The 21,883-nt window shown below is 68.7% G+C and carries 7 protein-coding genes; 5 read left to right on the top strand and 2 right to left on the bottom strand.

Features of this window, described 5'->3' with window-relative positions; translation table 11 throughout:
- The first annotated feature begins 59 nt into the window (after positions 1-59).
- From HV826_RS08515 to HV826_RS08535, 5 genes are all read left to right on the top strand, one after another.
- A complete protein-coding gene (locus HV826_RS08515; protein ID WP_176416502.1) occupies positions 60-12,356 on the top strand; it encodes a tetratricopeptide repeat protein in 12,297 nt (4,098 codons plus the stop codon).
- 121 nt (positions 12,357-12,477) lie between these two features.
- Positions 12,478-14,463 carry an adventurous gliding motility protein GltJ gene (gene gltJ, locus HV826_RS08520; RefSeq protein WP_176416503.1) on the top strand — a complete coding sequence of 662 codons (1,986 nt, stop codon included), beginning with the start codon at positions 12,478-12,480 and terminating at the stop codon, positions 14,461-14,463.
- Between the two features lie 237 nt (positions 14,464-14,700).
- Positions 14,701-15,597 (top strand): hypothetical protein, encoded by an 897-nt coding sequence (locus HV826_RS08525; RefSeq protein ID WP_255208592.1) that lies wholly within the window; start codon positions 14,701-14,703, stop codon positions 15,595-15,597.
- A 220-nt stretch (positions 15,598-15,817) separates the two neighbouring features.
- Positions 15,818-16,339: a toxin-antitoxin system YwqK family antitoxin gene (locus HV826_RS08530; RefSeq protein WP_176416504.1), complete on the top strand. Its 522-nt coding sequence runs from the start codon at positions 15,818-15,820 to the stop codon at positions 16,337-16,339.
- 103 nt (positions 16,340-16,442) lie between these two features.
- On the top strand, positions 16,443-17,543 hold the full coding sequence (locus tag HV826_RS08535) for a TIGR04552 family protein (protein ID WP_176416505.1): 1,101 nt from the start codon (positions 16,443-16,445) through the stop codon (positions 17,541-17,543).
- 130 nt (positions 17,544-17,673) lie between these two features.
- Here HV826_RS08535 and HV826_RS08540 read toward each other — a convergent pair whose 3' ends face one another.
- Together HV826_RS08540 and ffh are read right to left on the bottom strand one after the other, a co-directional pair.
- Positions 17,674-19,800 (bottom strand): Ig-like domain-containing protein, encoded by a 2,127-nt coding sequence (locus HV826_RS08540; protein WP_176416506.1) that lies wholly within the window; start codon positions 19,798-19,800, stop codon positions 17,674-17,676.
- Positions 19,801-20,074: 274 nt separating this feature from the next.
- Positions 20,075-21,721, bottom strand: coding sequence for a signal recognition particle protein (gene ffh / locus HV826_RS08545; protein ID WP_176416507.1), 1,647 nt, complete (start codon positions 21,719-21,721; stop codon positions 20,075-20,077).
- Positions 21,722-21,883: the final 162 nt, after the last annotated feature.

Consider the following 21,883-nt stretch of genomic DNA (forward strand, 5'->3'; position numbering starts at 1 on the left):
GAGTTCCGGTCACTGGCGCCCTCGCTGCTTTTTCTTTCCATTCCAAGGCCCGCCCCTCCATGCAACAGCCCACGCCCTCGTCGCGTCCCACGCTGCGCGTGTCCGATGACCGCACCTTCGTCGAAACCGAAGCGGCCCTCGACAAGGCCGGCCGTGTCGAGGAGTTGATTCGCCTCTACGAGGGGCGCTCGCGCGATGTCGTCTCCGACGAAGCGGTGCGCCTGCTGTGCCGCGCCGCGGAGCTCGCGCATGATCGGCAGCGCAACACGCAGCGCGCGGAGGAGCTGCTCAAGCGCGCGTTGCTGGTGGCGAAGGATCCGCTCCCCGCGCTGCGAGGTCTCAAGCGACTGCACGAGTCGCGGCAGGACGGCGCAGCGCTGGCGGACGTCCTGGAGCGTCTGGGCGCCGCCACTCAGGGCGAGGAGTGCGCGGGCCACTATCTGAAGGCCGCGGACGTCTACGAGCAGAAGCTGTTCCGGCGCGACCGCGCGGTGCTGTGCCTGCAGCGTGCGGCGCGCGCGAAGCCGGACCGCGCCACCTTCCGGCGCGTGCGTCAGGTGCTGTTGTCGGAGGAGCGCTTCCAGCCGGCCTTCGAGGCCTTGGAGCGCGAGCGCGCGGCGCTGGGTGACGCGGGAATGGCGGAGGAGTACGCCGCGCTCGCCGAGCGGCTGGTGGACGACCCCACCGAGCATGAACTGGCGCAGCGGGTGGTGGACGTTGCCCGTGCGTTGGAGCCGCAGAACGCGCGGCTGGAGAAGACCGCGCGCTCGTTGCAGCGCTTCGAGCAGACGTGGCGTGACCGCGTGCGGATGCTGCGCAGCATGTCGCTGGAGGAGCGCGACCGGAAGAGCGCGGCGCGCCTGTCGCTGCTCGTGGCGAAGCTCTTCGCCTGGTACGACCCGGGCGCGGCGGCGAAGGTGAAGGAGGCGCTGGACCGCTGCTTCCTGCTGTGGCCGGGGATGCCCGAAGGCCTGTCGCTCATCGAGAAGCTGACGCTGCGCTCGGGCGGCGATTTCGCTCCGGCGATCGCGCAGATTGAAGCGATGGCGGGCGAGGTGAAGGACCGCAGCGCGCAGGTGGACCTGTGGCTGCGCGTGGGCACGCTGCGCCTCGGCCGGATGAACGACGCGGACGGCGCGCTGGCGGCCTTCGAGAAGGCCGTGGCGGCGGACGCGTCCCGCGCGGACGCGGCCAGCCTGACGGCCGAGCAGCTCCTGGAGAAGGGCCGGGCTCCGGAAGCCGTCGCGGTGCTGGAGCGCTACCTGGGCACGGTGAAGGACCGCTCCACCCAGGCGGGCATGCGGCTGCGGTTGGCGGACCTGTTCCTGACGCAGCTCAAGGACGCGGACGCCGCGCGCGAGCACCTGGAAGCGGCGCTGAAGCTGGACCCCACGCAGGCGTTGGCGGCGTTCCAGTTGGCGCGGCTGTTGGCCGAGGACGACGAGCTGGAAGCCGTGGTGCCGCTGCTGGACCTGGCGCTGCTGGCGCCGCGTCCGCGCCCGGAGCGGGTGGCCTTCTGCGAAGCGCTCGCGCTGATGTTCGAGGAGAAGGACGACGCGCGCGGGGCCTTCGAGGTGCTGTCGCGCGCCCTTGAGCTGGAGCCGGGCCGTCCGCTGCTGCTGGGCACGGTGGTGGAGCACGCGGAGAAGGCCCAGGCGCAGCCCGCGCTGGCGCTGGCGCTGCAACGCGCGGCGGAGGCGGCGCCGGTGGCGGAGGTCGCGGCGACCATCTGGCGGCAGCTGGCCCAGCTGCTCCAGGGCCCCCTGGCGGACCCGTCGCGCGCGGAGGCCGCCTGGCGAGAGGTGCTGTCGCGTATCCCGGGTGACGCGGCCGCGGCGGAGGCGGTGAAGTCGCTGCAGGCGGCCGCGGCGCGCGCGGACGACCCGAAGGCACGGCTGGAGGCGGACGTGGCCCGGCGCGAGGCGGCCGGCGCGGCGCCCGAGGAGCTGGAGCCGTTGGCTCGCCAGTGGGTGCAGCTCGCGCCGGAGGATGCGGCGGGCGTGCAGCGGCTGCAGGCGCTGTGCGTGGCCCTGTCGAAGTTCGACGAGGCGGCGGCGCTCGCGGGGCGGCTGGCGGGCCTGGCGGAGACGCAGCTGGAGCGCAACGAGTGGACGGCGCGTCAGGCGAAGCTGTACGCGGAGCGGTTGGGGCGTCAGGAGGATGCGACGGACCTGTTCCTCGGGCTGCTCGCCGAGAACGTCTCCACCGGCGTGGTGGTGGGGGGCCTGGAGCGGCTGGCGGCGGCGGGCATCCGCACGGCGGAGGTGACGGAGGCGCTGGCGGCGCACTACGGCCGCAGCGGCGACCACCAGCGGCAGGTGGCGGCGCTCCAGCAGCAGCTGGAGGTGACGACGGAGCCCGTGGCCCGCAAGCGCCTCTTCTCGTTGCTGGCCAGCATTCATGAGAAGCAGCTCGCGGACAGCCGCGCGGCCTTCGACGTCCGGGTGCGCACGCTGCGCGAGGACGCGAAGGACGAGGGGGCTCGCGCCGAGGCGCTGCGACTGGCCAGGGATTTGTCCGCGCACGCGGAGCTGGGGCGGGTGCTGCGCACGCAGGCCTCCGAGTCCGAGGACCCCGCGGTGGCAGTGCCGCTGCTGCTCGAGGCCGCGAGCCTGGCGGAAGAGGGCGCGCTCGCCGCGGAGGCCATCGCGGCGCTGGAAGCGGCGGTGGGCCGCGCGCCCGAGTCGAACGCGGTGCTGCAGCGGCTGGTTCGGCTGTACGGGCGCGCGGGCCGTTCCGCGGACGCGGAAGGACTGCTGCGCAAGCGCATTCAGGGCGCGCGTGGGCAGGAGCGGCTGGAGCTGCTGCTTCAGTTGGTGGATCTCAACACGGAGCTGGGCCGTGATGCCCAGGCGGCCGAGGCGCTGCAGTCCGCGCTCTCGCACGGCGCCGAGGAAGGCCGGCATCTGCCGCGCCTGGCGGAGTTGTACGAGAAGGCCGGCCGTACGCGCGAGCTGGGAGACACGCTGGCGCGGATGATTGCGCTGGCCGAGTCCGCGGGTGACGCGGACAAGGTGGCGCGGCTGAAGCTGCGTCGCGCGCATTTGCTGCAGGAGTCGCAGGACGGCAGCGCGGAGGCGGTGCAGAGCTACGCGGACATCCTGCTCCAGCGCCCCACGGACCCGGATGCGCTGGCGGCGCTGGAGGCCATGCTCGCCTCGGGCCCGTCGCGCGAGGCGGCGGCGCGTGTGCTGGTGCCCGCCTTCGAGCGCAGCAAGGAACACCGCAAGCTGGTGGCCACGCTGGACGTGTTGGCGGAAGTGGCGAAGGACGACGCCGCGCGGGTGCAGTCGCTGCGGCAGGCGGCGCAGGTGCACCTGACGCATTTGCGACAGCCGGAGCTGGCCTTCGCGGCGCTGGCGCGCGCGTTGCGCCTGGCGCCCGGTGACGCGGGGCTGCGCTCATCGGCGCGGCAGGCGGCGGAGGACGCGGACTCGCTGGACAGCTACGCGGAGATCATCGCGGAGCTGGCGGAGGAGGGGAACGTCGGCTCCGCGCGGCTGGCGCTGCTGCGCGAGCTGGCCGAGGTGCAGGAGAAGAAGCTGGACGACAAGGCCGGCGCGGTGAAGGCGCTGCGCGACCTGCTGGCCATCGAGCCGGGCAGCCTGGACTGCCTGCGCGCCCTTCAGCGACTGCACCGGGCGGGAGAGGAGTGGGCGGCGCTCGCCGAGGTGCTGGAGAAGCTGGCCGCGGCATCGCCGGAGCCCGCCGAGCAGCTGGCCTTCCTGCGCGAGGCGGCGCTGCTGCACGAGACGAAGTTGATGGACAAGGAGAGCGCCGCGGACGCCTGGCGCGTCATCGCGGAGCGCGACCCGGCGAGCCGTGAAGCCGCGGCGACCCTGGACCGGCTCTACACCGAGAGTGGCCGTCACTCCGACCTGGCCTGGGCGCTGGCGCTGCGCCGCAACCAGGAAGGGCAGAGCCCGCAGGGGCGTGAAGTCTCCTTCCGGCTGGCGGAGCTCCAGCGCACGGTCCTGGACGACCCGAACGCGGCGCTGGGCCTCTATCGGAAGATTCTTGCCGAGGACTCGGGACATCCCGGTGCGCGCGCGGCGCTCGAGGCCTGGGTGATGGCGGCGGTGCCCGCGAGCGGCGCGGCGCTGGAGGTGCTGGACCCGGTGCTGGTGCAGGTGGGCGACCACGCCCGCAGGGTGGCCCTGCGTGAAGCGCGGATGACTTCCGCGCTCACCGTGGAGAAGATCCTCCTCTCGGGAGAGATTCGCCGCATCTACGAGCGCGACATGCTCCAGCCCTCGTTGGCGTTCATGTCCGCGGTGAAGTCCTTCGCGCAGGGGCTGGACCGGGAAGGCGTGCAGCCGGACCTGGAGCGGCTGGCGCGCGAGACGGGCTCGCACGAGGTGCTGGCTGAAATCTACGAGACGGCGGCGACGGAGCTGAACGCGGGAGACCCCGCGGCGCTGGATTTACTGCGGCGCTCGGCGGAGGTGCGCGAGTCGCTGGACCAGCCGGAAGAGGCCGCGCGGCTGTGGAAGAGCCTGCTGGCGGATGCGCCCCAGGACCGGCAGGCGCTGGAGGCCCTCTCGCGCCTGTACGAGAAGGGACAGAACGCCAAGAGCCTGTCCGAGGTCTACACGCGTCAGGCGCAGCTCGCCACCGACCCGGAAGAGCGCGTGGGGCTGCTCCTCAAGGCGGGCGAGGCTCACGCGAACGCGGGGGAAGACGCGAAGGGCATCGAGACGTATCGCTCCGCGCTGGCGCTCCGGAAGGTGCCAGAGGGATTGCTCGCGCTGGAGAAGCTCTACGCGAAGTCGCGGCGTTTCGTGGAGCAGGCGGATGTGCTGGACCAGCTCGCGGAGGGCTCCTCGGATGAAGGCGCACGGCGCAACTGGCTGCTGAAGCGCGCCCAGCTCCTGGAGAAGGAAGTGGGGCCGGTGGAGTCGCTGCCGGTGTACCGGCGCCTGCTGGAGCTGGCGCCCGGGGACGGCCAGGTGGTGGCGGGCCTGGAGCGGCTGATGGCGCACGATGCGCCTCGCGCCGAAGCGGCGCGCCTGCTGGAGCCCGTCTACCGTGGCGTCAACGACACCCGGAAGCTGGTGGACGTGCTCGAGGTGCTGCTGCCGGGCGTGGCGCCCGAGCGGCGGTTGGAGCACCTCCAGGAGATTGCCACCCTGCGCGAGGCGCTGGGGCAGACGTCGCTCGCCTTCGTCGCACGCCTGCGCGCCTTCAATGAGGCGCCGCGGGAAGCCTCGGTGCGCGACGAGCTGGAGCGGCTGGCCGCTGACTCCGGTGCCTTCGAGGAAGTGGCCGCGGCTTACGAGGACCAACTGGAGCGCGGCGCGCAGGAGCCCCTCGCGGGTGACTTGTGGCGGCGGCTGGCGGGCATCTACGACAACCGCCTCAAGCGCTATGACCTGGCCGTCCGTGCGATGGAGGAGCTGTCGCGCGGGGACCCGAAGAACAAGTCGGTGCTGGACGCCATCGCCCGGGTCCATCGCCGCACGGGCGCGCACCGCGAGCTGGCGCTCGTCATGCGCCGTCAGGTGGCGGCCGAGACGAACGCGTCCTCACAGGTGAACCTGCTCTTCGAGCTGGCGCACCTGGCCGAGGAGACGCTGGCGGACAAGTCGCTGGCGGCGCAGTCATACCGGGAAATCCTTGGCCTGCGGCCGGAGAACACCAACGCGCTGAAGCTGCTGGGGCGGGTGCTGGCGGAGATGGAGCGCTGGCCGGAGCTGGCGCAGCACATCGAGCGGGAGATCCAGCTCGCCGACGAGCGCGGCGCCCAGGAGGAGGCGTCTGACCTGCGCGTGCGCCTGGGCCGGCTCAAGGTGTCGCGCCTGGATGACCCGCGCGGCGCGCTGGAGCTGTACCAGTCGGTGCTGACGCGCCGGGCGGGCCACGCTGGAGCGGTCGGCGCGCTGGAGGAGATGGCGCGCTCGGAGAGCCCGCTGCGTGGCGCCGCGGCGAGCGCGCTGGAGCCCATCTTCGCCTCGGTGGGCAACCACCTGAAGCAGGTGGAGATGCTGGAGTCGCGCGCCTCGGCGGAGGCGGTGCCGCAGGAGCGCGCCGTGCTGCTGCGCCGCATCGCGGAAATCTACGCGGGCTCGCTGGAGAACGCGGAGATGGGCTTCCTGGCCGCCACGCGCGCGCTGCGCGAGCTGCCGGATGACCTGCGCTCGCTGGAGCTGTGCGTCGCGCTGGTGGACAAGGCGGAGGCGCCCGAGGAGCTGGCCGCCATCCTGTCGGAGGTCGTGGGCAAGGCGGGAGACACCGCCCGCGCCGAGCTGTACCGCGCGCTGGCCCGCATCCAGACGGACCTGGGCGAACCCGCGGAGGCGCTGGCGTCGTGGAAGCGCGTGCTGGAGCTGCGGCCCACGGACATCGAGGCGCTGGATGGCACGGTGCGGCTGGTGGCGTCGCAGGGCAAGCCCACGGAGCTGCTGGAGGTGCTGCGCCGGCAGCTCTCGGTGGCGGAGGACCCGGCGCGTCGTGCCACGGTGCTCTTCCAGATGGGCACGCTGCAGGAGGAGCAGCTCCAGGACGCGCTGGGCGCGCTGGCCACCTTCCGGCGCCTGCTGGAGCTCAAGCCGGACGACCTGCCCACGCTGGAGCGCATGGAGGCGCTCTGCCAGAAGCAGGAGCGTTGGCCGGAGCTGGCGGACGCGCTGGCTCGTCGCATCGCGCTGATTCCCGCGGAGGAGGGCCTGGAGCTGAAGTTCCGTCTGGCCACCGTGCATGAGTCGCGGCTGATGGACCGCACGGGCGCGCTGGCGCTGTACGGCGAGGTGCTGTCCGTGCAGGCCAACCATGCGGGCGCGGTGGGCCGCATGGAGGCGCTGGTGGCCCGCGAGCCGCAGAACCTGCTCGCGGTGGAGACGCTGCTGCGCGCCCTTCGCGCCAGCGGCGACATTGCGCGCCTGGCGCAGGTCATCGAGACGCGCGTGGGCGTGTCGGGCGACGCGTTCGAGCGCAAGGCGCTCCTGAACGAGCTGGCCACGCTGCGTGAGTCCCAGGAGGAGTCGGAGCTGGCCTTCCTGGCCCTCTTCCGCGCCTTCAAGGAAGACCCGAACGACGCCGCGATTCGTGCCCGCCTGGAGAACTCGGCGGAGGCGTCCGGTAGCTACGACGAGCTGCTGTCCGCGTACGAAGAAGCCCTGCCGCGCGTGGCCGAGGCCGCGGACGCGGCGCAGGTCTGCCTCCGGTTGGGGCAGATGTTGGAGACGAAGCTGCGCGACTCGGACCGCGCGGTCTCCTACTACGAGCGCGCGCGCACCCTGCACCCCACGGTGCAGGAGCCGTCGCTGGTGGCGTTGGACAGGCTGTACCTCCAGCTGGAGGCCTGGCCGGAGCTGGCGGGCATCCTGGAGGCCCTGGTCGCTGGCGTGACGGAGCCCGCGGACCGGGTGGGCTACCTGTTCCGCCTGGGCCAGCTCTACCAGGAGCGGCTGGACAGCCCGGACCGCGCGGCGGGCGCCTACGAAGGCATCCTGGCGTTGGACCCGGAGCACCTCGCGTCGGCGCGGCAACTGGAGGGGCTCTACGAGTCGGCGGGCGCTTCGGAGAAGCTCTACGGCATCCTGAAGCTCCAGGCGGAGAAGGTGTCGGGCGCCGAGCGCGACCGCGTGCTGGCGAAGATGGCGCAGGTCTCCGCCGAAGGACTGTCGGACCTGGGCCGCTCCATTGACCTGTACCGCGAACTGCTGGCGAAGAACGCGCGCAACGAGCAGGCCTTCTCCGCGCTGGAGTCGCTCTACGAGCGCGCCGACCGGCCGCAGGACCTGCGTGAGCTGCTGGAGGGCCGGCTGGCGGTGACGCTGGACCCCCGCGAGGTCGTGCGCCTCAACGAGCGCCTGGGCCGCGTCGTGTACCGCCTGCTGAAGCAGCCGGACCAGGCGGTGCCGTTCTTCAAGGCCGCGCTGGACCGGGACGCGCGGCACCGGGGCGTGCTCGACACGCTGCGCGAGCTGTACGACGAGACGGGCCAGCGTGAAGAGCTGGTGGGCGTGCTGCGCCGGCTGATTCCGCTCCAGGAGAGCAGCGACGGCGTGAAGGCGCTGCGCCTGCGTCTGGCGGAAGTCCTGGCCGGCATGGGTCGCCGCGAGGAGTCCCTGGACGCGGCCCGCCGCGCGCTGGAGGTGGAGCCGCACCAGGTCCCCGAGCTGGAGCGCGTACACGAGCTCTTCGTCTCGCTGCGTGCGTGGAACGACGCGGTGCGCGCGCTGGAGCTGAAGGTGCAGGTGCACCTGCTGACGGAGGAGCGTGAGCAGGCGGTCGCCGCGTACTTCGCGGTGGCGGACCTGTGGGTGGGGCAGGGCGGCAAGCCCGAGCTGTCCTCCGGCGCGCTGGAGAAGGTGCTCGAGCTGGACCCCGCCAACCGCACCGCCTACGAGCGCGCGTGTGAGCTGTACCGCACGCACAACGACTGGCGCGCGTACGCCCAGGTGACGGACCGCTACATGCCCCACCTCGTCACGGACGAGGAGAAGCTGGCCGCGCTGCGCGAGCTGGCCCGGGTGCAGGAAGCGCGGCTGGGACAGAAGGACGTGGCCTTCCTGGCGCTGTGCCGCGCGCTCCAACTGGACGCGTCGGACGACACGCTGCGCGAGGAAGTGGAGCGGCTGGCCGACGAGACGGGCAGCCACGAGGAGCTGGCCGCCGTCTACGAGGAGGTCGCTGACGACCTGCCGCGTGGCGCCCTGGCCGAGCGGCTCTACGCGACGCTGGCGCGCGTCCACGACACGCACCTGGATGACCCGCAGGCGGCGGAAGCGGCGTTCCGGAAGATTCTCGAGTTCGACCCGACCAACGCCACCGCGCTGGATGGGCTCGCCGCGGTGTTCCAGCGGCGCGGCCGTCAGCGTGAGTACGTGGTGGCGCTGGAGCAGAAGCTGGAGGCCGCTGGCTCCATCGAGCAGCGCAAGGGCATCCTCCGCGAGATTGCCCGCGTCTGGGACGAGCAGCTGGAGGACCCCGTCGAGTCGGCCAGCGCGCTGCTGCGTGCGTTGGAGCTCGAGCCCGACGCGGAGACGCTCGGCGTGCTCACCGCGCTGTACCGCCGTCAGCGCTCATGGCCGGACGTGGCGTCCACGCTGCTCCGGGCGCGGGACCTGGCGGACAGCATCGAGGAGCGCGCGCGCATCCAGGTGGAGGTGGCGGGCGTCTACGAGCGTGACCTCGGCGACGACGAGTCGGCGGTGGCCGCGTACCGGCAGGCGCTGGAACTGGACCCCGTCAACCGCGAGGCGCTGGAGTCGCTGGAGCGGCTCCACACGCGGTTGGACCACCCGGCGGACCTGCTCGCCATCTACGAGCGGATGCTGGAGCTGAGCGAGGACTGGCGCGAGAAGATTCGCGTCCTCTTCCGCAGCGCGACCATCTGGGAGGACAAGTACCAGAACCCGGCGAACGCGGACGTCTGCGTGGAGAGCGTGCTCGCCATCGATCCGCAGAACGTCCAGGCCATCAAGACGCTCATCCGGCTGCGCCGGGCGCAGGCGCGGTGGGAGGACCTCATCGCGGCATACGAGCGGCAGCTCGCGCTGGCCGTCAGCCCGCAGGAGCAGGCCGAGCTCTACGTGGACATCGGCAACGTCCAGTACCAGCAGCTCAAGGCGCTGGACCGCGCGGTGAACAACTACCACGCGGCGCTCGCGGTGGACGCCGGGTGCCGTCCGGCGTTGCACGCGCTGGGCACGATGTACGAGCGCAGCGGCAACTGGCCCTTCGCGCTGGAGATGCTGTCGAAGGAGGCGGAGCTCGCCGGGCAGTCAAAGGACGCGGTGGAGCTGTACTACCGCCTGGGGAAGATCAACGAGGACATGTTGATGGACACGGGCAGCGCCCGGACCGCCTATCAGCAGGCCCTCGCGGTGGACCCCGGCCACCTGCCCAGCATCCGCGCCCTCAAGGGCATCCAGGAGCAGGAGAAGGACTGGAGCGGATACGAGCAGACCCTGCGCCAGGAGGCGGAGCAGACCGAGGACCCGGCCGCCAAGGGCCGCGCGCTGCTGGACGTCGCGCGCTACCACGCGGAGACGCGCGAGGACCGGGACACCGCCACCGGCTACTGGCAGGAGGCGCTGAAGCACATCCCGGACAGCCTGGAGGCCGCGCGCCCGCTGTCGGATGTGTACATCGCGCACGAGGACTGGGCGTCCGGCGAGCGGATGCTGGACATCGTCACGCGGAAGATGGCGGAGATGGCGATGGCGGAGAAGGACTCCGTCTCCGCCGCGGACCTCTGTCGCCAGCTCTACCGCCTGGGCTACGTGGCGGAGAAGCTGAGCAAACGCGACAAGGCGCTGAGCTGCTACGAGAAGGCCTACGAGCTCGACGCGACATACCTGCCCGCGCTGGAGGGCTACGGCAACCTGCTGGTGCAGACGCGCCGCTACGAAGGCGCGCTCAAGGTCTTCCAGACCATCCTCATCCATCACCGCGAGGAGCTGACGGACCTGGAGGTGGTGGAGGTGTACTGGCAGCTCGGCGACATCCACGCCGCGCTGAGCCAGACGGACCGCGCGCAGAACCACTTCGAGAAGGCGCTGGCCATCGACCCGGGCCACGAGCCGACGCTGCGCGCGTTGGTGTCGCTCCTGGAGAAGCAGGGCCAGTACGAGAAGTCCGCGGAGCTGCGGCAGCAACTGGTGGGCGTGCTGGAGGGCGAGGCCCGCGCGAAGGTGGGCCTGGAGCTGGGCCGCATCGCTCGCGACGAGCTGCACGACCCGTACATGGCCATTGACGCCTTCACCAACGCGCTCAAGTCCCAGCCGGACGCGCCGGAGGTGATGGACCAGCTCTACGTGCTGCTGCGTGAGACGCGGCAGGGTCAGAAGGCTGCGGACGTGCTGGCGCGCATGCTCGCGCTCCCCGCGCTGGGCCTGGAGCCGCACAAGGCCAAGCGCGTCTGGTTCGCGCTGGGCGAGCTGCGTCGCGATGACTTGAAGGACGTGGAGGGCGCCACCGAGGCCTTCAACGCCGCCCTGGACCTGGACCCTCGCTTCGTGGAGGCCTTCAGCGCGCTGGAGGCGATGCTCGGCGCGGCGCGCCAGTGGAAGCAGTTGGAGGAGAACTACACGAAGATGCTGGGCCGGCTGCCCAAGACGCCGGAGACGCACGTTGCGCGCATGGCGCTGTGGCGCGCGCTCGGCGACCTGTACCTCCAGGTGCTCAAGCACCCGGAGGGCGCGGTGGCCGCCTACGGCGTGGCCGCCAAGGGCCTGCCCGACGACGCGGCGGTGCAGGAGGCCTTCGCGGACCTCGCTGGACAGATGCCGGGCCGGGAGGACGAAGCCATCGCCGCGCTGCGCCGCGCGCTGCCGAACACGGCGGACCCGCGCAAGGTGGTGGGCGCGCTGGTGCGGCTGTCCGCGCTGCGCAAGAACTACGACGGCGCCTGGCTCGCGGCGCAGGCGGTGTCCGGCCTGCTGGGCGAGGCTGGGGAGGATGAGCAGGAGATCCTCACCAAGCTGGGGCCCTACGCGAAGAACAAGGAGAAGGTGGAGCCGCGGCCGCTGAACGACCAGCTCTGGCACAACCACCTGTTCCACCCGAAGGCGCGCGGTCCGCTGGCGGAGCTGCTGGGCCTGCTCTTCACGAAGGTGGGGCACCTGTACGCGGTGCCGTCGCAGCAGTACCAACTGGTGCCCAAGCGCCACCGCATCGACGTGGCCAGCGCGCCCGAGTACCACGTCCACCACTACCGGTACGTGGCGCGCGTGTTGGGCATGGAGGCGGTGGAGCTGTACTCGCCCTTCCTCGTGGCCACGCGCGAGCGGATGGCGAAGCGCTCCAACGAGCCGGCGCCCGAGCCGCTCATCAACGTGGAGCTGCTCCAGACACACCCGGCCTCGCTGCGGGTGGGTGGGAAGTACTTCGCGGAGCAGGGCCAGAAGGAGGTCTATTACCGCCTGGGCCGCACCCTGGCGCTCGCGCGCTCCGAGCTGGCCTTCAGCCAGCGCGTGGCCCCCGAGCGGCTGGAGGCCATCCTCCAGGCGGCGCTGAGCCTCGTCGTGGGCAACGTGCGCATCGCGGAGGCGCAGCACCTGGTGGAGCCGGAGCGTCGGCTGCTGGAGCGGAGCCTCAACGAGCCGGACCGCGCGGCGCTGGCGAAGGCGGCGCGTGCCTGGCTGCCCACCGCGACGCCGCAGGCCGTGCGGCAGTACCTGGAGGGCGCGGAGCTCACCGCGGCGCGAGCGGGGCTGCTGGCGGCGGGTGAGATGGAGCCCGTGCGTCGCATGGTGCAGGGCGAGACGGGCTCCGCCTTCCGCGTCCCGGTGCGCACCAAGCTGCGGGAACTGTTGGTGTTCGCCACCTCCGAGGACCTGCACGAGCTGCGCGTCGCCGTGGGTACGCACGTGGAGGTGCAGGTGCGCAGGGAGGGACACAGACCCTGACGTGGGGTTCGTGCGTTACAAGGCAGGCGGGCGGACTTGGCTCCGAACCTTGACCCCTCCGGCTGCCACTTCTACGATTCAGGCGGGATTTCTCCCGTCATTTCCGAGGCTTACGGGAACGATGCGTTTCGTCTGCGACAGTTGCCGCGCGCAGTACATGATCAGCGACGACAAGATTGGCCCCAAGGGGGTCAAGGTTCGTTGCAAGAAGTGCGGCCACACCATCACCGTGCGTCCCGCTGGTGCGACGGCCGCGAAGGACTCCGCGCCTGAGTCCTCGACCTCCGAGGCCTCCGCCTCGACTGACGCGGGCAAGGGGAGTGACGCGCCCGCCGCCACGATGCCGGCGACGTTGGGCACGCCGCCCGAAGGCGGCCTCTTCACCGACGTGGAAGAGGACGAGATTGGCGCCGTCTTCGACCAGGTGCTGAGCTCTGGCACGCAGAAGATTCCCACCGACGCCGCGAACGAAGCCGCCGCGCGCGAAGCGTCCGCGGAGAACGTGCGCAAGCTGGCCGAAGCGGAGGCCGAGCCGGACACGGAAGAGGCCAAGGCCAACGCGGCGGCGCACGAGTGGTACGTGGCCATCGACGAGAAGCAGGTCGGCCCCTTCAACGTCGAGAAGGTCAAGGACCTGTGGGACCGCGGCGAGGTGGGGCCGGACAGCCTCTGCTGGCGCTCGGGCTTCAGTGATTGGATTCCGTTGTCGGAGACGGCGGAGCTGGCGTCGGTGCTGGCGCCGCGGCCCTCCAAGCCCGTCATCGTCGCGCCCGAGCCCGTGTCCGGCTCGACGCCCACGGTGTCCTCCGGCCCCGTGCAGTCCGCCTTCAGCGCGGGCAAGGGAGCGCGGGGGGATTCCGGGCCCGCGAGCGCGTCCGAGGAAGCCGTGGGCTGGAAGCCGTCCGCGGCCAGCGTGCTGGCCTCGCTGGTGAAGGAAGAGAACGACGCGCTGTCGAAGCCGCCTCCGACGCCCGCGCCCGCGCTGGGCCGGGAGCCGGTGTCGCAGTCGCGACTGCTGGACGTGCCCATGCCGCCGCCGGAGCCGGTGTCCTCGCCGTCCCTGCGGGGCGTCGAAGCGCCGATGGCGCAGCCCATGGCCGCGCCCATGGCGTATGGGCAGCAGCCCGTGCAGCAGTATCAGCAGCCGGCGCCCATGGCGTATGGGCATCAGCCCGGGCCCCAGTACGCGCAGCCCATGCCCGCCCCGTACCCGCCGCAGCCGAGCTACCCGCCCGCCTACCCGCCGCCGGGTGGGGGCAAGGGGAAGATGGGGCTCTTCGCTGGAATCGCCGCGGGGCTGCTCCTGGTCGGTGGTGGCGCAGCGGCGCTCTTCCTGAAGGGTGGAGGCAGCGCGGATGCGGCGCCGGCGAACCCTCCGGTTGCCGTGGCCACGCCGACGCCGCCTCCCAGCAGCCCTCCGGCGAACACGGCCCCCGTGGCGGCCGCACAGCCGCCCGTGAATCCCGCGACGCCACCTTCGACACCTCCCACGGAGGTCGCCGCGGCGCCGGTGAACACGCCTCCGCCGGAGACGACGCCCACGACCGTCGAGACGCCCCCTCCGCCTCCGGTTGAAACGCCGAAGCCCGCGGAGACAGTGGTGGCGAAGGTCGAGCGCCCGAGCAGCCGCCGCACCGCATCGTCGCGCCGGGAAGTCCCGGAGCCGCGCGTGTCCGCGCCGGCGCGTGCGGAGCGGCCTTCGTCGAACGATTCGGATGATGACTTCGACGAGCTCTTCGGCACGAAGAAGTCGAACTCGGGGTCGAAGCAGTCCGCGGCGCGTCCGACGGCGTATGTCCCGCCCGAGCCTGGGGGCGGGGTGCCGGACCGGCTGCAGCAGTCGGATATCATGTCGGTGGTGCTGGCCAACAAGCCGGCCATCGTGAAGTGCGTCAACGAGCAGAAGAAGAAGGACCCGTCGCTGAGCGGCAAGCTGGTGATGCGCTGGACCATCCAGACGAGCGGGAAGACGGCAGCGGTGTCATGCCGCACGAATGAGTTCCGCTCCACCTACATGGCGAGCTGCATCTCCGGGCTCATCAAGAGCTGGTCCTTCCCGCGTCACAAGCGGCAGGGCGAGCCCATCGACTTTCCGTTCACCTTCTGAACATTGGGGCGTCAAGCGAGGCCATCGCGACATGCAAGTCGCGATGGCCTCCGCTCCCGCTGTCTGCTTGTGCGAGGGGTGAATTTCCCGGCCGAGCAGCCGTCCAGGTGGCGTCGACACTCGTTGACACGTCCGGACGGGCGGGACTAAGCCTTCCTTGCTCGCATGGATATCGGGGCCTGTTGTCAGTGGCCGGAGGCCCCCCGGGCGGCGTTCCAAACAAGAGGAAATCTCAACATGCAGCTTCGCAAGATGATGTTGGTGCTCACGGCGCTGGGCGCGATGAGCGGTCTCATGGCTGGTTGCGGCGACGACACGACGTCCCCGGGCGCGTGCTCCAGCAATGACGAGTGCGGAGAGTCGGAAATCTGTCACCCGACCGCCCAGATCTGCGTGCAGACCTGTTCCGCCGCGGTGGACTGCCCCTCCACGGCGAAGACCTGCGCCCCGCTGGGCGGCACGGGTCCCAACGCCACCACGAGCATCTGCCAGTGCTCCACGGACGTGCTCTGCAACGGTGGCACGGACTCCGAGTCCACGGACCTGGTCTGCTCCAACCTGGACAACGTCTGCGTGACGGCCTGCACGTCCAACGCCGAGTGCACCGGCGACCGGACCTGCAACGTGAGCACCGGCCAGTGCGAAGAGGGTGAGCCCGTGCCTACGAGCTGCACGGGTGAGGGCCGCTCCACCTGCGCCTACGGTGACTACTGCAGCTCTGGCTCCTGCACGGAGCTGGCCGCCCCCACGTGCTCGAATCTGCAGGGCAAGCCTGCGGCCAGCTTTGACCCGGCAACTGGCACTGGCCACATCATCTACAATGTCACCAAGGAAGATTTTGGTTCCGCGTGCGGCTCTGATACGTCCGCGCAGACGGTCAAGGCGCGCGTTCACTTCTATTCCAAGGACGACGACCTGCCGTCCACGAAGGAAGGGCTCAACGGCTTCTTCTATGTGCGCACCAATGGCACCGAGTTGAATGCGGTTCCGCTTAGCAACGGCTACCAGCGTTCTTCGGACCGTAAGAGCGCCTCGATTTCGCTCAACCTGTGCACGTCCGCCGCAGACAATCAGATTGTACTTGGCGTGTACTTCACGGGTGGTAACGGGTACTGCGCGACCCTGACGAAGTAACGGGGCTGCGCCTCCGATTTGGCGAAATCCAACCCTCCGGGGTTGCTGAGGCCCCATGTTCCGACTTCGGAAGTGGGGCCTCAGTTCTATTGGGGGCCTGTTGTCGAACGAACTCCGTGCTGTGTCCTGTGTCGCTCTTGAATATTCGCCTGGGGAGAGCGTTCAAACACACCGCATGACCTCCCGAATCAGTCCTCAGTCCGCATCAGGAAGGAAGAGCATGAGCAAGAATCGAACGGTCCATGGCGTTGTCCTGGCTCTGGCAATGGGCCTCCCTGTTGTTGGGATGGCCGAGCAGGTCGAACAAGTGAGGCTCTCCTGTCCAGCCGGAACGAAACAGTTCGGCGGGCGCGAGACGATGACTGACCGCGGTGTGTTTTGTGTGAAGCGAAGCACCAGCGAAGGAATGCCCGTCGCACATGGGCCCTACGTGAGCTACCACCTGAACGGCCAGAAGAAAGTGGTGGGGCAGCACGCCGACGGTGCTCAATCTGGCGTGTGGACGTTCTTCGATGAGAACGGCGTGAAAACCGAGGAGATTGAGTTCGTGGGCGGCAACTACCACGGGCGACGACTCCAGTACTTCGGGAGCGGCGTGACGAAGGTGGCAGAGCATTGGGTCGCGGGGAAGCGTGAAGGGAGCGCTGTGACCTATGCCGAAAACGGCCAGAAGCTGAGTGAGCAGATGTACCGGGCCGGTCATGCCGTCAAGACGGCCGATGCACCTGCAGCCTGCAAGTAGCTGTTCTCAGTGGGCGTGATGGACGCGAAGGCCTTCCATTTGGAAGGCCTTTTGCTTTGGTCGGGCTATCGTCGCGAACCTCGCTCGACTAGGAAGATCCATCGTGAAGGCGCCATCGCTCACTCCTGTTTTGCCAGATCTTCCCGTCTGCAGGGTGCAGCAGATGGGATTGCGCGAACTCGAGCGCATTCGGCTCATCCTCCGGGGGGGGTCGGTCATCGACTGGCGGAGGATGCACTTCCAGACGCGCGGGGAGGTCGACAACTTCCTCAGGCTCCTTCAACTGGATGTGTCCCGTCCCTACGACGAGGAGTGGGCCCGGGGCGTCTTGGCTGAAGCCGTCGAGTACCTCCGGAAGACGTTCAATTACCGCGTCGCGGACGCAGTGGCTCGGCCCGAGGAAATCCACGACCTGTTCCTCTATGCTTCGGGAGTCAAAGGGTCGCCCAGGCATCGGCGCATCGCATGCGTCGTCCTGAAGGTGATGCACGTCATCCAGCACATTGAAGGGCGAGACCTTCTCTTCCGGTTGCCGGTCTCGGAAGCGGAGCTGGCGGAGCTCATCATGGAGCGTGTGTTGGGCGTCGCCGCTGAGATGCAGGCCAAAGGGCTGCCCATCGTGGAGTTCGCGCACTCCATCAAGACCCAGGACTCGCTCATCACCAAGCTGTTGGCGAAGAAAGATACGGTGGCCGCGCAGGTCTACGACAGGACCCGGTTCCGTGTCGTGACACAGAAGCGGGAGGACTTGCTGCCGGCACTCTACTACCTCACGCAGCGGCTCTTCCCGTTCCATCTCGTTGTTCCTGGGCAGACGGAAAACACGCTACTGCCGTTCAAGTCAGTCCTCGCTGAGAACCCACACTTCGAACAGCACATCCCCCGCCTCCATTTGGATCGCGACTTCGAAGATCGTGAGAGCTCTGGCGGAAACGCCTTCTCCGGCAATACCTACCGGGCACTGAACTTCGTGGTGGATATCCCGGTGCGGATGGATGCCTATCTCCCGCCACCCGAGGAAGATACCCGGCCACGGAAGGGCCGAATTCTCATTTCTCTTGTCGAGTTCCAGATTGTCGATGAGGAAACCGCGCGTCTCAACGAGCGTGGAGAGAATGCCCACGAGGCCTACAAGCGGCGGCAGAAGCAGCGGGTGCTCAAGCGCCTGAGCCAAGGCCTCGTGGTTCCCAAACGGCAGGAGTGACGTCACGGGAGCGCCCCTTGTTCACGGCACTCCCTGGTGATGCCTCAGGGATACTCGTAGACGCCTTCAAGCTCGGCCAGTGTGGAATGGATGCTTGAACCCGAGCCCTGATTGCTCCATGCGTCAATGACTATTGATTGTGGCGATAGACGTGAATGTCAGAGCCGGATGGGCCTGCTTCATGCCATGCCAGCCAGGGCCGGTTTTCACGATCAATCTCCAGCGCGGGATGGAATGCCTCCACGTCACCGCCTGACGACGAAATCAAAGGTGGTCCAATAGGCTCCCAGGTGGAGGTAGGGCGGCGGGAGACATGAATGGAGCGCTGGGAGTTCGTGACACCGCTCCATGCCACCATGGGAATGTCGTTTTCGCCGATTGCGAGCGATGCATCAGTGTTGTCTGTGGAAAGGTGGCTGATGAGTTCCGGTTCGGCCCATGCGCTGCCTGTCCAGTTTGAGAAGTGAACTGTTCGTTCTTCCGAACTTTGCCGCACTTCTTCCCAGGTCACAAACGGTGCCCCGCCTGTTGAGATTGCAATGCCAGGGCTGGTCGCCACTGCGGACTGTGGTAGCGTGATGAGGCTGCTTCCCAAGGCAGTTGAATGATTCTGTAGTACGCCAATGACACGTGTTTCATCTGGGCCATGGTAGGCATCATATGCGACGAAGACATTGGTGCCCTGTGCGCTGATGGTCGCGCTGCCGGTCGTGTCGTAGTCTATTGGGCGGTGTACGTTGATGGGGGTCCAGTTCGTCGCGCCCGTTCGAAGTTCAAAGGCAGCGAGCCGCCCAACCCCCGATACGTGCGTCGCGTAGACGTAAACGGCTCCGGTATTTGTTGTTGTGAGGCACGGTTCGCCAATGAGCGTCTCCACACTGCCCGTTATGGGAAACGCAGGTAGGTCTTCCCAGGACGTGCTGTTCCAGCGCCTCGCGTAAAGATTCTTTCCGATTCCAACTCCCGTTGCCTCATCCCAGACCACCAAGATTCTCCCCGAAGCATCAATATGGAGAGCCGGGTTCTCTGCATGAGTCCCTGCCCCCGCGAGGCCGCTCAGTCCTTCGCCCAGGTGAACCCAGTTCGCTCCATTCCAGCGGGCCACATGGATGTTCTTGGACGAACCGTCGAACTCCGACCATGCGACAACGGGCCGGTCATCCGCATCCAGCTCGAGCACGGCATTCTCGGCCGGAGTTGCTCCGGGAAACGCACTGAGGGTTCCTCCGACAGGAAGCCAGACAGGGACCGTGAATAGCCATTCGCTGGTGGAGTGCAGAACATTGCCCGCCAGATCCAGGATGGGCTGCGCGCTGGTTCCGAGCTTCACCAGAACGGTACTGGGGGCGGGAAGGGGGATGGAAGGGACAATGCTCAAAGTTGTTCCGTCAGCAGAGAGGCTGATTGCGGCCTCAACCCGTGAGTTGCCGTGAACGAGCACTTCGACGTTGTCCTGAGAAATGCTCGCGGAGCGCATGGGCTCGGTAAACGTCGCTTCCAGCGATGTACGCGCGCTGACCTGGGGATTGCTCGCCGCTGGAGTTCGGCTCGCGACAGTCGGCGGTGTGCGATCCACAGCCACCGTCCTCGCCACGCTCGTGAAGGACGCGCCTCCTCGAATGGCCCGTGCTGTGAGCTGGAACTCACCTTCGGCCATCCCCCGGGTATCCCAGGTGTAGATGTACGGTGGTGCAGAGACCCGAGCCAGCAACTGAGTATCCCGATGGAACTCAATGGCCTCGGCTGCGCCCCCCTCAATCGTTGCTTCGAGTGGCAGTGCGCCATTTGTGTAGGTGACAGCTTCCCCCGGTGCGGGCGCTGCCCATCGCACGACCAGGTCTCCTGCCCGCACCACGGCGAGCTTGAGCGAGGCCGTCTGGAAGTCGTTTCTCGATGCCGCGCGCACCGTGAGCGTCGCTTCTCCTACCGCCGCGTTGGCGGAGACCTGAATGGTCAAAATCGCGGTGGACGCTCCGGCGGGAATTGTCGCGGGCTGCGCGGTGATTCCAGAGGGCGGCTGCTCCAGTGTCGCCGCGACGCTGTCCGTGAAGTCAGTGGCTCGGACGATGGAGACTCGGATGTCGCGGTTGCCGCCTTGGAGTACGGAGTCCTCGCTGGGGCTCACGTTCAGTGTGAACTTCGTCGTGGGCTGCGCTCCGCCGTCCGGGGTTGGGTCGGGCTCGACCTCTGGGACGTTGATGCACGCCGTGGACAAGGAGATTGCGGCTAACAGCAGGGCACAGGGAAGTCTGGACATGAGTTGGAGGCTTCGCAAAGAGCGTTCCAGGTGCCGCGATGAGCGTTGATGCAATCGAGGCCCAGCGAGGCACGGTTCATTTCCGCGCGGACCCAGCGATACGAGCGTCGGCCGGTCGCGCGCGGATGTCAGCCCCATACCACGCCCTGTGACAGGCCTGTCCCCGCCGGCGGATTCCAGTCCGGACGCGCGGATGTACCCCCAGAAACACGAACGCCCGCCTTCCCAGCACGGATGCGGGGAGGCGGGCGTGGGCACCGGGGCCGTGGGCGGCCTACTTCTTCTTCCGGTTCTTCTTCTTGTTCTCCTTCTCTCGCTTGCGGCGCTCCTTGATGGCGTCGCGGTCCTCGCTCTTGCCGGCCGCGGAGGGTGGCGCGTAGCCCATCAAACGGGCCTTGGCCATGGCGGCCTGGCCCATGGGCGGCGTGTAGCCGGGGGCAATCTGCGGCAGCTGCATGGGCATGCCCATGCCGGGCATCCCACCGCTCATCATCTTCTCCATCATCTTCGGGTCACCACCGAACATGCTGGAGAGGTCCATGTTCTTCATCTGCGACAGCTGACCCAGCTGCTTGAAGCCGGGGATGCGGCCCAGCAGGCCCGGGTTCTGCCCGATAGAGCCCATGACCTGCTGCATCATCCCGAACTTCTGGAGCAGCTCCTTGACCTCTTCGACCTTGCGGCCGCTGCCCTTGGCGATGCGGTTGACGCGGCTGGTGTTGATGGAGTCCGGCCGCAGGCGCTCGTTCGCCGTCATCGAGTCGTACATCGACTCAATCTTCGTGAGCTCCTTCTCGTCCGGGTTGAGGTGCTCGGTGAGGTCGCCGAAGAGGGGGAACTTCTCCAGCAAGTCCTTGAGCGGTCCCATCTTCCGGACCATGCGGATCTGCTCGACGAAGTCCTTCATCGTGAACTGGCCGGACAGGAGCTTCTTGGCATCCTCCTCGGCCTTCTTCTCGTCGACGACCTTCTCGAAGTCCTTCATCAGGCCGACGATGTCGCCGAACCCGAGGATGCGGCCCGCGAGGCCGGCAGGGCGGAACTCCTCCAGCTTGTCCATGGACTCGCCCATGCCGAGGAACTTGATGGGCTTGCCCGTGACTTCCTTGATGGACAGCGCGGCGCCGCCGCGGGCGTCACCGTCCAGCTTGGTGAGGATGAAGCCGTCCAGCGTCAGCCGCCGGTCGAACTCCGCCGCCGTGCGCACGGCGTCCTGACCAATCATCGCGTCGCACACCAGCAGGATGTTGTCCGGCTGGACGTTGCCCTTGATGGACTCCAGTTCGGCCATCAGTGCCTCGTCGATGGCGAGCCGGCCGGCGGTGTCGATGAGCACCACGTCGCACTTCTGCTCGCGCGCGGCGGCGTAGCCCCGCCTGGCGAGCTCGGGCGGCTGGACGCCGGGCTCGTGGTAGACGGGGACCTTGAGCCGCTCGCCCAGGACCTTGAGCTGGTCCACGGCGGCGGGGCGGTAGATGTCGGCGGCGACGAGCAGGGGCTTGCGCCCTTCCTGGAGGAGCCGGCTGGCGAGCTTACCCGTCGTGGTCGTCTTCCCGGAGCCCTGGAGGCCCACCATCATGATGCCGGACAGCTGGCCCTTGGGCTTCAGCTTCAAGCTGGTGTCGACGGGCCCCATGAGGGCCTCCAGCTCGTCGTGGCAGATCTTGATGAAGTGGTCCATCGGGCTGACCTTGCGCTTCTGGCCAGCCGTGTCGGTGAGGGTCGTCTGCACCAGCTCGCCCACGGACTTCTCGCGGACGCGGGCGACAAACTTCTTCACGACGTCGAAGGCGACGTCGGCCTCGAGCAGGGAGACGCGGATGTCGCGCAGCGACTCGTCGACCAGCTCCGGGGTGAGCTCGCTCTTGCCGGCGAGGCGGTTCTTGGCGGCGCGGAAGCCCTTGGTTACGGTCTCGAGCATGGGGGGCGCTTTATAACAGGGTCAGGCGGGATGCGACGGTGGAGCACATGCTGTCCGTCGAACTGTGAAGAGTCGGGGCCCGGAACCGGCCTCCCAAGCGGCGAATCCGACCCAGGGCCCTGGATTCTTCAACGCTCTTGAGGGGTTGGCGCATCCCCGGGC

This window comes from Myxococcus sp. AM010, assembly GCF_013372585.1.
In the GTDB taxonomy this organism is placed as follows: domain Bacteria; phylum Myxococcota; class Myxococcia; order Myxococcales; family Myxococcaceae; genus Myxococcus; species Myxococcus vastator.